15 protein-coding genes are annotated in these 14,708 nt (G+C 62.1%); 9 read left to right on the forward strand and 6 right to left on the reverse strand.

Annotated elements, in window-relative coordinates:
* The first annotated feature begins 29 nt into the window (after nt 1-29).
* Both NO934_RS01390 and NO934_RS01395 read left to right on the forward strand, forming a co-directional pair.
* Nucleotides 30-746 carry a BON domain-containing protein gene (locus tag NO934_RS01390; RefSeq protein WP_309161785.1) on the forward strand — a complete coding sequence of 239 codons (717 nt, stop codon included), beginning with the start codon at nt 30-32 and terminating at the stop codon, nt 744-746.
* Between the two features lie 133 nt (nt 747-879).
* Complete coding sequence (locus NO934_RS01395) at nt 880-1,395, forward strand: methylated-DNA--[protein]-cysteine S-methyltransferase (protein WP_309161786.1); 516 nt, start codon at nt 880-882, stop codon at nt 1,393-1,395.
* On the opposite strand, the gene NO934_RS01400 is transcribed toward NO934_RS01395, so the two are convergent.
* Nucleotides 1,392-1,970 (reverse strand): 2'-5' RNA ligase family protein, encoded by a 579-nt coding sequence (locus NO934_RS01400; protein ID WP_309161787.1) that lies wholly within the window; start codon nt 1,968-1,970, stop codon nt 1,392-1,394. The two genes, NO934_RS01395 and NO934_RS01400, sit on opposite strands and share 4 nt — an antisense overlap.
* 75 nt (nt 1,971-2,045) lie before the next feature.
* A complete protein-coding gene (locus NO934_RS01405) occupies nt 2,046-2,609 on the reverse strand; it encodes a TetR/AcrR family transcriptional regulator (RefSeq protein WP_309161788.1) in 564 nt (187 codons plus the stop codon).
* Between the two features lie 149 nt (nt 2,610-2,758).
* On the opposite strand from NO934_RS01405, the gene NO934_RS01410 reads away from it, so the two are divergent.
* Genes NO934_RS01410 through ugpC form a run of 7 tightly spaced genes read left to right on the forward strand, consistent with a single transcriptional unit; the run spans nt 2,759 to nt 10,016 of the window.
* Complete coding sequence (locus tag NO934_RS01410; protein ID WP_309161790.1) at nt 2,759-3,628, forward strand: metallophosphoesterase; 870 nt, start codon at nt 2,759-2,761, stop codon at nt 3,626-3,628.
* Nucleotides 3,629-3,642: 14 nt separating this feature from the next.
* Nucleotides 3,643-4,932, forward strand: a complete 1,290-nt coding sequence (locus NO934_RS01415; RefSeq protein ID WP_309161791.1) for an ABC transporter substrate-binding protein — start codon at nt 3,643-3,645, stop codon at nt 4,930-4,932.
* 57 nt (nt 4,933-4,989) lie between these two features.
* A complete protein-coding gene (locus NO934_RS01420; RefSeq protein ID WP_309161792.1) occupies nt 4,990-6,300 on the forward strand; it encodes an ABC transporter substrate-binding protein in 1,311 nt (436 codons plus the stop codon).
* Between the two features lie 56 nt (nt 6,301-6,356).
* On the forward strand, nt 6,357-7,301 hold the full coding sequence (locus tag NO934_RS01425) for a sugar ABC transporter permease (RefSeq protein ID WP_309161794.1): 945 nt from the start codon (nt 6,357-6,359) through the stop codon (nt 7,299-7,301).
* Nucleotides 7,291-8,175, forward strand: coding sequence for a carbohydrate ABC transporter permease (locus NO934_RS01430; protein ID WP_309161796.1), 885 nt, complete (start codon nt 7,291-7,293; stop codon nt 8,173-8,175). The genes NO934_RS01425 and NO934_RS01430 overlap by 11 nt, the downstream gene beginning before the upstream one ends.
* The gene (locus tag NO934_RS01435; protein ID WP_309161797.1) at nt 8,176-8,910 is read left to right on the forward strand and encodes a tyrosine-protein phosphatase; all 735 of its coding nucleotides are present in this window, start codon (nt 8,176-8,178) and stop codon (nt 8,908-8,910) included.
* A gap of 2 nt (nt 8,911-8,912) precedes the next feature.
* Nucleotides 8,913-10,016: a sn-glycerol-3-phosphate ABC transporter ATP-binding protein UgpC gene (gene ugpC / locus NO934_RS01440; protein ID WP_309161798.1), complete on the forward strand. Its 1,104-nt coding sequence runs from the start codon at nt 8,913-8,915 to the stop codon at nt 10,014-10,016.
* A 4-nt stretch (nt 10,017-10,020) separates the two neighbouring features.
* Here ugpC and NO934_RS01445 read toward each other — a convergent pair whose 3' ends face one another.
* The 4 genes from NO934_RS01445 to NO934_RS01460 form a co-directional block, all read right to left on the reverse strand.
* The gene (locus NO934_RS01445; protein WP_309161799.1) at nt 10,021-10,929 is read right to left on the reverse strand and encodes a LysR family transcriptional regulator; all 909 of its coding nucleotides are present in this window, start codon (nt 10,927-10,929) and stop codon (nt 10,021-10,023) included.
* 77 nt (nt 10,930-11,006) lie between these two features.
* The gene (gene guaA, locus NO934_RS01450; RefSeq protein WP_309161801.1) at nt 11,007-12,569 is read right to left on the reverse strand and encodes a glutamine-hydrolyzing GMP synthase; all 1,563 of its coding nucleotides are present in this window, start codon (nt 12,567-12,569) and stop codon (nt 11,007-11,009) included.
* A 303-nt stretch (nt 12,570-12,872) separates the two neighbouring features.
* On the reverse strand, nt 12,873-13,361 hold the full coding sequence (locus NO934_RS01455; protein WP_309161802.1) for a TspO/MBR family protein: 489 nt from the start codon (nt 13,359-13,361) through the stop codon (nt 12,873-12,875).
* Between the two features lie 31 nt (nt 13,362-13,392).
* A complete protein-coding gene (locus tag NO934_RS01460; protein ID WP_309161803.1) occupies nt 13,393-14,688 on the reverse strand; it encodes an RsmB/NOP family class I SAM-dependent RNA methyltransferase in 1,296 nt (431 codons plus the stop codon).
* Nucleotides 14,689-14,708: the final 20 nt, after the last annotated feature.

Raw genomic sequence — 14,708 nt, forward strand, 5'->3', positions numbered from 1 at the left:
GCCACCAACCCAATCATGGAGAGAGGAATATGGCACAGGATCGCTGGAACCCCGAACGCGAATACGACCGCCGCCAGAGAGCGGAACGGCGCGATTGGCGCGATCGGAACGACGCCGATTATGAAAGCCAAGGCTACGATCCCTATGCCGACGATTTCGACCGCGAAGGCGGCTATTACGATCGTCGTCCAGATTATGGCAGCCAGTACAACACCGGCAATTTCGGTGTGCCTGGCGCGCTCGGCATGGGTGGACGATACTACACCGGCGGGGGCTTTTTCGGTTCTCGCGGGAGGCAGGGCATGGAGCCCGGTTATCGCGGCAATCGCGGGTATGCGGACCGCTTCCGCGCCGAACGGCACCGCGATGAGGATCGCGGGTTCTGGGACAAGGCAAGTGACGAGGTCCAGTCCTGGATGGGTGATGAAGACGCCGAACGGCGTCGGCGTGTGGATCGGGAAAATCACCATCGCGGCCGCGGTCCGCGGGGCTACACCCGATCTGATGACCGTATCAGCGAGGACGTCCATGACCGGTTGACCGACGACTGGGCGCTTGATGCCTCCAATATCGAGGTCTCGGTTTCAGGCGGCGAGGTGACCTTGAGCGGCACCGTCAGCAGCCGTCAGGACAAGCGCCGTGCCGAGGATATCGTCGATGATATTTCCGGCGTTTCTCATGTGCAGAACAACCTGCGGGTGAATACGGAAACCGGAACCGGCGAGCGCCGGTTCACCACCGGCTAGCTCGCCGCTCTATTCTTCTGTCCCGGCCCCGCCCGCTTGGCGGGGCCGTTTACATTGGCCGGACGGATCGTCAAATCCGGGTCGCGGGCTCTGATGGCCGATGCAATACTGGCGGCATTCCAAGGAGCGCCGCATGTCCTTATTCAGCAAACCGATCACTTCCCCTGTTGGCGTCCTCACGCTCGTCGCGAACGCCGGTGAGTTGGTCGCCATTCTTTGGGAGAAAGACGATTCACGCCGCGTGCCGCTCGGGCCGCTCCGTTCCGTCAACGACCACCCCATCCTGAACTTGGCCCGGCAGCAGCTCGATCAATATTTTACTGGACAACGCACCCGGTTCGAACTGCCGCTCGCCTCTTCGGGAACGCGCTTTCAGCAGGCCGTCTGGCGCGCGCTGCTCGACATTCCTTATGGCAAGACACAAAGCTATAGCGAATTGGCAGCGGCCCTGGGCAAGCCTTTCGCTGCCCGTGCGGTCGGCGCCGCCAATGGCCGCAATCCGCTCTCGATCATCGTGCCGTGCCATCGCCTTGTTGGCGCCGATGGCAGCCTTACCGGATTTGCCGGCGGCCTCGAGGCCAAGCGTTACCTGCTCGATCTGGAAAAGACGCACAGTTCAACGCGGGCGGAAGCGCAGGCACTTGTTTAGTGCAACTCGCCCCCGATTTTCGAGCGGAGCGGCCAATGACCGATATCGAAAATCCTTCCTTTGCCCAACTGCGCCAGCACGAAATCGCGCACAACCCACTGGATCGGCTCCTCCAGCGAGATTTCCCGAATCCGCTCGGCCGACCGCAAGATGGTCATATGCGGACAAATTGTTGACTGCCCGGGCGGCAGCGCCACCTTGATGAGTGCGCGCTGCACGCTTTTCCTCAGGGCCAATATTGCGGGCGACGATTGGCGGCTGCGCAGCACGACGCAAGGCCCATTGAATACCGAAATAGTATCGAAGCGCACCGCAAAAGCCTCGGCCACCACAAGAGCTCCGGCGGCAATTGCGGCGTCCATGTCGCCCTTAAGATGGCGCCGACCTGACCCTACCGCGCAGAGCGAAACATGTAACCGGTCGGCGTGACAGATCCGACCATCGAGGCCGTACCGTCCCTTCATTTGGCCGGCCAAACGTTCGACTGCCCTCGCCACCTGCCCGGTGGGTCGCAAGGCGAAATAATAGCGCGGCACCGGTGCATTTGCCGCCAACAAATCCTGCTGCGAGAACATCGCAATGCCTCCCCGACATCAATGTTCTCTTTATGTTCTCATTAGTAGCGGCTTTTGTCCAGCCAGAAGCGGCGCTCACGCCCGGAGCGCCACCGCCTGCCAGCACATATCTGCGATCTGGTCCACTTCAGCTCGGCTGATCGGCCGTGGGTCAAGCCGCCGGCGCTTGATCGCGTGGCGGATCGCCCCGCGCACAAAACTAGCAAGAAGGTAAGACTGCCCCTCGCGGACTACGCCAGCCTTTTGTGCTCCCTCGAACAATGCCCGCGTATAATCGAGAAAACCCGCAAAGGTCGCAGCGATATCGGCACGGCTGAGTTCGGGGGAGTTGTCGAGGTATTCAAACAGCCGCGCCCTCTCCGGCCCTTCCAGAATGAAGTCAATGTAGTCGGCAATATAACGCCGGACACGCGTGCCGAAATCGACGCTGTTTTGATGCTCGACCATCATGGCCGTCGCCATTTCTTCGCCCACGCGCACATAGACGCCCAAGACGAGCGCCTTCTTGGAGGGGAAGTAGTTGTAGAGCGATCCTGTCGCCACCCCCGCCCGTACGGCAATGGCGGCCATCGAGCATTGCAGGCCGTTTTCAACGATCAGTTCGGCGGCGGCATCGAGAATCCGATCCCGCTTATTCACAGGTGCGTCCATACTGAATGAACCTTCATTCATCCGTCATGTTGGTAAGGTAGCTGTGTTCGCGACCGGGCACAAGCCGTCTTTGAAAACGCCGAGTTGACCGGGCACCAACGCCCTCGAAGCGCAGCATCAACAGCAGGACAAGCGTCATGACCGAACCCTACACTTTCGTTCACCTTACCGATCTGCACATCGGGAACCCCGATATCGTCGACGATCATCTTTTTTCCGATACGACTGCAAATCTCAAGGCGCTGCTGGCCGATGTCAAAGCATTGGTGCCACAGCCCAAATTCATCGTGGCGACGGGTGACCTCACCAATCAGGGCGATGAAGGCAGCTACCGCAACCTCAAGACCATTCTCACCGAAGCCGCGCTCGATATCCCGGTAATTTTCGCGCTCGGCAATCATGACAAGCGCGAGGGCTTTTATGCCGGCATGCTCGGCCAGACCGAAAATCTCGCCGCCCCCTACTTCCACGCCCAGGTGATTGACGGCGTTCATGTGATCGCGCTCGATTCCAGCGCGCCGGGCAAGATCGGCGGCTCCATCGAGCCCGAGCAGTTCGAATGGCTCGAGGCCGAACTCAACGCCCACCCCGACCTGCCCAAGCTGATCGCCGTTCACCATGCCCCCGCACTCGACGAGGATCGGCCGGACACCGAATGGGAAAGCCTCACCATTGCCGATTCGCTCAAGCTGCGTGACATGCTCAAGGGCAAGAACGTGCTCGGCATCCTCTCGGGCCACATCCACTTCGACCGCGTGACCAACTGGTACGGCATTCCGGTGGTCGTCGGCATCGGCACGCATGCAGCTACGGACGTCACCTATCTGCACGAAGGCATGCGCATGCTCGCCGGCGCGTCCCTTGCCATTGGTCAGGTTCGGCCGTCCGGCCTCACCATCTCCTTCGTGCCGCAGCCGTCCGACCGGCGCGAGCTGCACAGCTTCACCTTCGCGGACATGGCCGAGATGCTCAAGAAGTACGAAGCCGCCAACGTCGCGGCCGAGTAAGGGAGCGCTAAAAAATGCACCGCAGAAACCTTCTGGCCGCGGCTCTGGCGTCCTTGGCCCTGCCGGCCATCGGCCAGACCATTCCCGACACCGTCGATGAGCCGGTGACGATCACTTTCTACAACTACAACCTCGCGATGGCAGGTAACGGTGCCGACGCCACGCGCCGGCTGATCGACCAGTTCATGGCCGAAAATCCCAACATCACCGTGGACGCCATTCCGGTGGGGGCCGCTGAATCCACCACCACGGTGCAGGCCGACCTCGCCGCCGGCCAGCCGGTCGATCTGGTGCAGATGGGCTTTTCCACCCTCTCGTATGCCGTGGACAATTACGGCGCCGTGGCGCTCGAAGACATCATCTCCCAGGATGAACTCGACGGGCATTTCGAAGGCATGGTGCCAAACGGGCTCGATCTGGGCCGCTTGGATGACAAGACCTACGGCCTCGCCTACACCTTTTCGACCCCGGTTCTGTTCTACAATGCCGACCTCTTCCGGGAGGCTGGCCTGGATCCTGATCAGCCACCTGAAACCTGGGACGAAATTCGCGAAACTGCACTCGCCATCGAAGACGCCACAGGCAAGGAGGGCTTTGCCGCCGGTATCTTCGGCCCCAGTGCCGCCGACTGGCTGTTCCAGGGGGTGGTGCGCTCCAATGGTGGCGAGGTGATCTCGCGCGACCGCACGACCCTGACCTTCGCCGAACCTCCGGCTGTAGAAGCCGTACAAATGCTGCGCGATCTTTATGACGCCGGCGCCTTTGATCCCATGGACATCACCGCAGCGCTCGAAGGCATGTCCTCGGGCAATATCGGCATGTATCTCCAGACCAGCGCCATCCAGGGCGCGCTTGTCTCAGGTGCCGAAGGTAATTTCGAGCTTCGCGCCTCCACCATGCCGAGCTTCGGCGACAAGCCGGTGCGGCCGAACAATTCAGGCAGCGCGCTGGTGATCCTTTCCCAGGATCCGCTCAAGCAGCGCGCCGCTTGGGAGCTGATGAAGTTCCTCACCTCCGAAGAGGGTTACACCGTCATCACCTCGGAAATCGGCTATCTGCCGCTTCGCCCGGCCATTGTCGACGATCCGCGCTACCTCAAGGATTGGGTGGAGGAGCATCCGCTGGTGCAGCCCAATCTCGACCAGCTCGCCATTCTCGAGCCGTGGGAATCCATGCCCGGCCCCAACTATCTCCAGATCGTCTCCATCATGATGGATGCCGCCGAGATGGCCGTCTATGGCGGGGTCGATGTGGAAGCCACGCTCCGTGACGCGCAGGCCAACGCTCAGGCGCTGATGCCCTAACCAGCATGCCTGGCGGGTTCCGCCGGGCGCCCTTCTCTCTCCCAAAGGACGAGCGCAATGGTTCGCAATCTCCCTCTTTCAACGGTCCTCGTGACAGCCGCCCTCATGTCCGGAACAGCGGGCGTGGCGGCACAGGCCATGCCGGCCGCCGTCGATGAACAGGTCGAAATCACCTATTACAACTACAATCTGGCCTCCGCGGGCATTGGCGCGGAAGCCACGCAACAACTCATTGCCGATTTCGAAGCCGCGCACCCCAACATCACCGTCAACGCCGTAGGCGTGCAATCAACCGAGATGGTTTCACGGATCCAGGCGGATATGGCCGCTGGCATCGGGCCGGACGTGACCCAAACGATTTTCGACGATCTCGCCTACACGATCGACAATTTCGGCGCCGTCGCACTCGAGGATATCGTGCCGCCCGAAGAACTCGCCGCCCATTTCGAGGGCATGTCGGAAAACGGTCTGGAGCTGGGCCGGCTCAATGGCAAGACCTATGCGCTCGCCTATACCTTCTCGACACCTGTCCTGTTCTACAATGCCGACCTCTTCGAGCAAGCCGGCCTCGATCCCGACCAGCCGCCCCGGACCTGGGAAGACCTCAAGACGGCGGGCCTTGCCATAGAAGAAAACACCGACGCCCGCGCCTTCGAAGCAGCGATCGTCGGCCCCGGTTCGGGTGGCGATGACTGGATGCTCCAGAGCGTTATCCTATCCAATGGCGGCCGCACGCTTTCGGAAGACCGCACCACACTCACTTTCCATGAGCCTGAAGCCATCGAGGCCATCGCCATGTTGCGGGATCTTTACGAGTCCGGCGTCTTCCATCCCGGCGAGCTGGGCTCGAGCATGGAGAGCATGGCGGCTGGCCAGGTCGGCATGTACCTGACCTCGTCGGTACTGCAGGCCTATCTGATCGCCGGCTCGGAAGGCAATTTCGAGCTGCGCTCGGCGCAGATGCCCGGCTTCGGTGAACGGCCGGCCTCTCCCACCAATTCGGGCAGCGGCCTAGTGATTCACACCACCGATCCGGTCAAGCAGCGCGCGGCGTGGGAATTGATGAAGTTCATGACCTCGCCCGAGGCCTATACCGTCATCACCTCGCAGATCGGCTATGTGCCCCTGCGCACCGACATCGTGACTGATCCCGCCTACCTCGCAGACTGGGTGGCCGAGCATCCGCTGGTCCAACCCAATCTCGATCAGCTCGAACGGCTGGAACCTTGGGTCGCCTATCCTGGCCCCAATTACCGACAGATCAATTCGATCATGATGGATGCCATGGATATGGCCGTGTTCGGCGGCGTCGATGTCGAAGCGACGTTGCGCGACGCCCAGGCCAATGCACAGGCCCTCATGCCCTGAAACAAGCGCCGCGTGCCTCGCGCGCGCGGCGGTTCTCCACAGCAATAGGTGCCCCAATGGCTGACCTGTCCCTTTCATCGCCGATTGTCCGGCCGCGCAAGAAGCGGAGGCTGGCGGCTGATGACCGGTATCAATTCGCTCCCTGGCTCTATCTCCTGCCGGCCATCGCCACGCTCGTCATCTGGGTCTATTGGCCCCTCGTCGACGCTTTCCGGCTCAGCATGTTCCAGTGGAACATGCTGCCCACTACCGAGCCCAAATTCGTCGGCTGGACCAATTTCGCCAATATCTTCTCCCTGCCGAAATTCTGGCAGGCGGTCCGCAATACGGGCATCTACGTTATCGGCCTTCTGCCGCTGGCCGTGCTGATCCCCCTCGCGCTGGCCATCTATACACACGACCTGCCGGCGCGGGCTCGAAACATCTATCGCGCCATCATCTTCGTGCCGATGATCATTGCCCCGGTGGTCGCCGCCGCGGTCTGGCGCTGGCTGCTCGACCCCGGCCACGGCATGGTCAACCAGGCGATCACCGGGTTGGGCGGGGAACCGGTGCGGTTCCTGGCCGATCCCAACTTCGCCATCTGGACCATAATCCTGCTCACTGGCTGGAAACTCATCGGCTTTTCCACGCTCATCCTTTCCGCCGCCAACGCCAACATCAATCCCTCGCTAGTCGAAGCCGCCCGCATGGACGGCGCGAGCAAGTGGGAGATCATCCGCGACATTCGCCTGCCGCTTCTGATGAACACCGTGCTGTTCCTGGTGATGATGACCATCCTGCTCGGCGCCCAGTGGAGCTTTTCCTACATCAACGTCCTCACCGGCGGCGGCCCGCTAGGGTCGACCACCAACATCTTCTACGTGCTCTGGGAGTTCGGCTTTTCGTCCATGTCGGTGGGCTGGAGTTCGGCTGCCGCGGTCATCCTCTTCCTCGCCTTCGGCGCACTGGCCTTCGTGCTGTTCCGCCTCATCGAGAGGTATTCCTTCTATGACAACTGATGCCCTTTCCGCTCCCACCACAGGTTTCGCCATCCGTCCGCGCCGCCGGGCCCGCCGGCTGGGAAACAGCCCCGCCAGCACCGCCTTCGGCCATGTGCTGATGGCGCTCCTCTCGATCTTCTGCCTGTTCCCGGTCTACTGGATGGTGGTAACCTCGTTCCGCCCGGCCAATGCGATTTTCGAGACATCACTGCTGCCGACATCGGGGTCGCTCGAGAACTATATCTACGCGCTCAACGCCATCCCCGTCGCCCAGATGCTGGTGAATACGCTGGTGGTGTCCGCCGCGGTCACGGTCATCCAGCTCGCCACCGGACTTTTTGCGGCTTACGCCTTCGCTCGCTGGCGCTTTCCCTTCGACAAGGCGATCTATGCCCTGGTGGCGCTGACCTGGCTCGTGCCGTTCCAAGTCGTGATGATCCCCAACTACCTTATCGTCGCCCGGCTCGGCCTGCTCGACTCCATCGTCGCGCTCATCCTGCCAAATTTCGCCTCGGCCCTCGCCATCATGCTGCTCTACCAGACCATGCGGTCTTTCCCCCGCGAGGTGATCGAGGCGGCGCGCATGGACGGCGCCCGGAGCTGGCGGATCCTATGGGATGTGCTTACGCCCAATCTGCGCGGCATTCTGGCCTCGCTCGCCATCCTCATCTTCATTTCCACCTGGAACGAATATTTCTGGCCCCTGCTCCTCACCCGCTCGGCCGAAAACAGCGTCATCCAGATCGGCATTCAGATGTTCATGACCTCCGAGGGCACCCAATGGGGACCGCTCATGGCGGCCTCGACAATGGCCAGCCTGCCGATCCTTGCCATCTACATCGTCCTGCAGCGTCAGGTCATCCAGTCCTTCATGAAATCAGGTATTCGATAAATGAACACCCCTCTCTCCCGCCACATAGCCGTCGCCGGCGCCTATAACATCCGCGACCTGGGCGGCTATCGCACACCCAACGGGGAAACCGCTTGGCGCCGCATCCTGCGCTCGGACGGCCTGCACCGTATCGACGCCGAAGGCATGGCCATGCTTGTCGAAGCCGGCGTCGTGACGGTCATCGATCTTCGTCACGACACCGAATGCGCCACCCAGCCCAACCCGCTCGCGGGCCATGACGCCGTGCGCTACCACAATGTTTCGCTGTTTGCCGATCTCGCCCCCACGGGCACGTCTTCAGGCGACGTCCTGCTCGATCTCTACATCAAGGCGTTGGACGAGCGCGGGGCCGCTATCGCCCAGGTGCTGACGCTGATCGCCGAGGCACAGGACGGCGCCGTCCTCTTCCACTGCACCGCTGGCAAGGACCGCACCGGCATCATCGCGGCTCTGCTGCTCGCGCTGGCCGGCGTCGAGACGACGCTTATCCTTGAGGACTATGCCCTCACCGCAACGATGATTGCTCCCATGGTCGAAGAACTGATCGCTGGCGCGCGCGAGCGCGGCGTCGATCCGGAAGCCTTCATGCCTTTACTCGCGGCCGAGCCAGTCACCATGGAACGCACTATCGCCCATATCCAAGCCAATTACGGGTCGGTCGAGGCCTATCTCGCCGGCATCGGGCTGAGCGGGGAAACTGTCGCCAAACTGAAAAATCGCCTGTCGGGAGAATGAAGATGGCTGAACTTTCCATTTCCGGCGTCAAGAAGTCCTATGAGGGCAAGCAGGTCCTCCATGGCGTCGACGTCGAGATCGAACCGGGCCAGTTCGTAGTGATCGTCGGCCCCTCTGGCTGCGGGAAATCCACGCTGCTGCGCATGATCGCCGGGCTTGAGACGATTACAGCGGGCGAAATCGCCATCGCCGGCGAGGTGGTCAACGATATCGATCCCGCCGACCGCGGCTGCGCCATGGTGTTCCAGAACTATGCGCTCTATCCGCATATGACGGTGGCCGAAAACATCGGCTATCCCCTCAAGATCGCCCGCATCGAAAAAACCGAGCGTGAGCGTCGCGTCCGCGAGGCGGCGGCCATTCTGGATCTTTCCGACTACCTCGACCGCCGGCCCGGCCAGCTCTCGGGCGGCCAACGCCAGCGCGTCGCCATGGGCCGCGCCATCGTGCGCGAGCCGGCCGTATTCCTGTTCGACGAGCCGCTTTCCAATCTCGACGCCAAGCTGCGCGTACAGATGCGCATCGAGATCAAGAAGCTTCACAAGCGCCTGGGCGCCACCTCGATCTTCGTCACCCACGATCAGGTCGAGGCCATGACCCTGGCCGACAAGCTGATCGTCATGAACAAGGGGCATATCGAGCAGGTCGGCTCACCCAGCAGCGTTTACAAGACGCCCGCCTCCACGTTCGTCGCCGGGTTCATGGGCGCCCCGGCCATGAATCTCACCGATGGCGAGCTGCTCGATGCGGCCACAGTCGCCCTCGATTTCGCCCCGTATGAGCATTTCCGCCTGCCCCAGCCGGTCCCCGGCATCAATGGCCGGGTGACTGTCGGCTTCCGGCCGGAAGAAATCCGCATTTCCAAAGGAGGCAAGGGGCTCAAGACGCAGGTCGAGCTCATCGAGGAACTCGGCGGCAGCCGCGTCGCTTATTGCACCGCCGGCTCCAACGAATTCGCCGTCGTCGTGCCGCCCACGGTCGACCTGGATGAGGGCGAGACCGTCGCGCTCGATATCCCAAGCGCTGCCATTCACCTGTTCGACGCCGAATCCGGCAAAAGGTTGCAGACCGGCGCCGCTGTCACAAAGCTGGCCGTTCCAGCCTGACGCCTCAGGCCGCGGGCGCGCCGCGGCCTGTCCTTATCTCGCCGAAAGCCGTCACCAGATGATCGAATACCGCTCGGATTCTTGGCACGCGTGAGAGATTCTCATGCGTCACGACCCAGGTATCGAGAAGATGGATGGAGAAATCCGGGATCACCCGGACAAGGCGAAGGTCGGCCTCCCCCAAAGGCACCTGACACACCGCGATGCCGACGCCGGCCCGTGCAGCGGCCACTTGAGCAGGATGGCTGTCTGTGCGCAGCACGAAACGGTCGAGTGAGAATTGCGGCCCCAGCCCCTCGGCGATGGTGATATCGCTACGGCTGCGATCCGGCCCGATTAAGTCGTGCTCGGCGAGATCGTTCAGCGTTTCCGGCATTCCGCGCCGCGCGATATAATCGGGCGAAGCGAAAAGGCCGATCGGAATCGCGGCGACCTTGCGCGCCACCAGCGCTCCCTGCCTGGGCGCCACCGTCCTCACCGCCAGATCGACTTCATGAGCGAGAATGTCGGCCTGAGCATTGCTGAGCGACAGCTCAACCCTCAACCGAGGATGCTTTTCGCGCAGCGTCCGCAGCATTGGCGGAACGACTTCAACGCCCATCATCTCGGGCACGCTAATGCGCACGGTTCCCGCGATCTCACCGTGGGGTGCCGAAGCCTGCCGCACGAAGAGGTCAGACGCCAGCGCCATGGTGCGGGCCGTCTCCCGCAGCGCCTCGGCAGTCTCGGTGGGCGTCAGTCCATTGACCGACCGCGTGAACAACACCGCGCCCAGTGCATGCTCCAACGCCTCTATCCGTGTCCGCACCGTGGGATGCGACAGCCCCAATCGCCGCGCGGCCGCTGAAAGGCTGCCGGTTTCAAGCACCGCCAGGAAGATGCGCTGGTCATCCCACGAGATCGAGGAGCTCATAAGAAATCTTACAGCGACTGAAGCACCGACGGCAAATTCTTTAGGTGTCGCGTTTCAGCAATGCGAGCGCGCCGGCCTCACTCCCACTCGATTGTTCCCGGCGGTTTGGACGTGACGTCATAGACCACGCGGTTGATGCCCTTGACCTCGTTGATGATCCGGGTCGCGGCGCGGCCCAAAAAGCTCATGTCGAAGGGATAGAAATCGGCGGTCATGCCATCGACCGAGGTCACCGCCCGGAGCGCGCAGACGCTTTCATAGGTCCGGCCGTCCCCCATCACCCCTACGGTTTGCACCGGCAGCAGCACGGCGAAGGCCTGCCAGATGGTGTCGTAGAGACCTGCCTTGCGGATTTCGTCGAGATAGATCGCGTCCGCCTGGCGCAGGATGTCGAGCTTTTCGCGCGTCACGCCGCCCGGCAGGCGTATGGCAAGGCCAGGCCCGGGGAAAGGATGGCGGCCGACGAAATGCTCGGGCAAACCGAGTTCACGGCCGAGCTTGCGTACTTCGTCCTTGAACAGTTCGCGCAAGGGTTCCACGAGCTTCATGTTCATGCGCTCGGGCAACCCGCCGACGTTGTGATGGCTCTTGATGGTGACCGAAGGGCCGCCCGTAAACGATACGGATTCGATCACATCCGGGTAGAGCGTGCCTTGGGCGAGGAATTCCACCCCACCGATCTTGGCGGCTTCCTTTTCGAACGTCTCGATGAACAGCCGGCCGATGATCTTGCGCTTGGCCTCAGGCTCGACGACGCCCTCGAGTTCACCGATGAATTCATCCGATGCATCAACATGCACGAGCGGAATGTTGTACTGATGCCTGAACATCGAGACCACTTCGTCGGCCTCGTTCTTGCGCATCAGTCCGTGGTCGACAAAAATGCAGGTGAGCTGATCACCGATCGCCTCGTGGATCAGGATGGCGGCCACCGAGGAATCCACACCGCCCGAGAGACCGCAGATCACCTTCTTGTCGCCTACCTGCTCGCGGATCGCAGCAATCGCCTGCTCGCGGTAGGCGGCCATGGTCCAGGTCGCCTCGCAACCGCAGATCTCGTGCACGAATTGAGCGTAGAGCTTGGCGCCGTCAGGCGTGTGCACCACTTCGGGATGGAACTGGACGCCGTAGAATTTGCGCTCCTCATTGGCGATCATCGCGAACGGCGCGCCGGGCGAGGTGCCGACCACCTCGAAGCCCTGAGGGATCTCGGAGACCTTATCTCCGTGGCTCATCCACACCTGGTAGGAATGATCGAGTTCCCATACGCCATTATAGAGCGCGCAATCCTTTTCGATCCGCACCTCGGCGCGGCCGAATTCGCGCATGTACCCCGGTTCGACCACACCACCCAGCGCCACGCACATCGCCTGCTGCCCGTAGCAGATGCCGAATACGGGAACGCCATAGTCGAGCAGTTTCGGATCTACCTGAGGTGCACCTTCCTCAATCACGCTTGCCGGACCGCCCGAAAGGATGATGCCCTTAGGCTTGAGCACGTCGAGCTTCTCGACCGCCGTGCTGAAAGGGTGAATCTCGCAATAGACCCCGGTTTCGCGGACCCGGCGTGCAATGAGCTGGGTGACCTGCGAACCGAAATCGACGATAAGGATGGTGTCGGTGGGGGCGTCGTTCTGCATGGCGAGGCTTTAATCGGAATCGGACGATGAAGCAATGGGTCGCGAGACTGCATTATTGCGTGAAGATGACGCAAATAATCGATGAGGGCCGTGCAACTCACCGGGGGTTACCGCGTTGTTAGGGCAACTGGCGGACGCCGGGAGACCAACCGGACTGCCGAGAAAAACGGGTTATGCGCGGCCCCCCAAAGCGTCCCACTCCGCGCATCCCGGTCAAAAGGCCACTTGCGGTCCCATGCCCTTAGGCCTTTTGCAGCCGCCCCGGATGTCCCTCGCATCCGGGGTGGTTGATTTTTGGGACGATCAGTTGAGAATGGCCAGCGAAGCGTTGAGCAGCGTCGCAAAAGCGACCCACGCCGCGTAGGGCAAGAAGAGCAGCGCCGATACCCGGTCCCGATTCCAACGCTCGGCGACAAAGGCGACGATCACCGCCAGCATCGGCACGATCACGACCATTCCGAGCCAGAGATTTTCCGCGATGAAGAATGCCGGTGACCAAGCCCAGTTCAGCAGCATCTGAACCAGCCATAGCCCCATGGCCAAGCTCAATGGCGCGGCGAGAAAGGTGCGCCAGCCGGCTATGGCGATCAGGGCGTAAAGCGCGAACCAGACCGGCGCGAACACCCAATCAGGCGGATTGAACGGCGGCTTTTCCAATCCGGCATACCAGAGACCGGGCGCCGTCTGCGAGCCGATCAAGGCTCCGACCCCGATCACGATGATGAGAAACAGGGCCAGCGTCAGAAGGGCGCGCGGCTGCTTGAGGTCGTTGAACGTGGGGGCATGTGCCATGCGCCTTGAACGCGACCACAGCGTATTTGGTTCAACCGGACCTTTTGGTCAGAACGGCGCAGAAAAAGCCGTCGGTGTCAGTGCTCGCCGGCGTCAGCGTCACCGTCATTCCGTTCCGGCTCACTGGTTTCGCCGCACCGGGAAACAGAGCGTTCCAGCGTTCGGGCAGGGAGACGAGCGCGAAATCGGGGTGCCGCTCCAGAAATGCCGCGACCTGATCGTCGTTCTCCTGGGGCAGGATCGAGCAGGTGACATAGACAAGTTCGCCCCCTGGTTTCAAAAAACCAGCCGCGTCATCAAGCACCGCTACCTGCTCGGTCAACCGCGTTTCGAGCTGTGCTGGGCTGAGCTTCCATTTGGTGTCGGGCCGTCGCCGCCATGTCCCTGTTCCGGTACAGGGAGCATCGACCAGCACGCGGTCGATGCGGCCTTCGAGGTCATCAAGCGCTCCCGCATCGGGGTTACGCACCTGGGCATTGCGCACGCCATTGCGCTTCAGTCGCTCGTGGATCGGAGCCAGACGCGTCCGTTCACTGTCATAGGCGAAGATCTGCCCGGTATTGCCCATCGCCGAAGCCAGCGCCAGCGTCTTGCCCCCGGCGCCCGCGCAAAGGTCGAGAACCTGCTCGCCAGGCTTTGCGCTCGCCAGAAGCGAAACGATCTGGCTGCCTTCGTCCTGAACCTCGAACCAACCCTTCTGGTAGCCCTCATCGGCGGTGACATTTGCCGTCCGCGCGTCGGTCGACCCCGATGGGATTCGCAGGCCGTCGGGCGCAATGCGCGTCTCGGCAGGTTCAAACCGCGCCAGCGATTTCTTCACCCGTGCCCGATCAGATTTGAGCCGATTGACGCGCATGTCGAGCGGCGGGCGGGTGGACATCCCCTGCCCTTCCTCGATCCAGCGCTCTCCGAAATTTTCCTCCAGAGAGGGAGCCAGCCATTCCGGCACGTCAGCCTTCACCCAGTCGGGGGCATCGGAAAAAACCGAGTCGGAAGAAAGCCTTAGCACCTCGGCCTCTGAAATCGATTCCGGCGCGAAGCGGTCGGCGCTGAAGTCCTGATTCAAGGTCTTCACGTCCTGATTCCACTCGGTCACCACAACCGAAAGCACCAGTGCGCGCGGCGTATCCTCCCCCATGCGCCAGGCATGGCGCGCCCGCTTGCGCAGAGCGTCGTAGACGAGATTGCCGATCGCCGCGCGGTCGCCGGCGCCGGCAAAGCGATGGTCCAGCGCCCACGCCTTGAGCGCTTCGGAGGCTGGACGCTTGCGCGCTTCCACGTCGGCCAACACCTCGATGGCCGCAGCCATCCGTCCGGGCAGCCGCATCAGAGCGTCCCCGCCATGGT

Origin of the sequence: Pelagibacterium sp. H642 (genome assembly GCF_031202855.1) — a bacterium.
Lineage (GTDB): Bacteria > Pseudomonadota > Alphaproteobacteria > Rhizobiales > Devosiaceae > Pelagibacterium.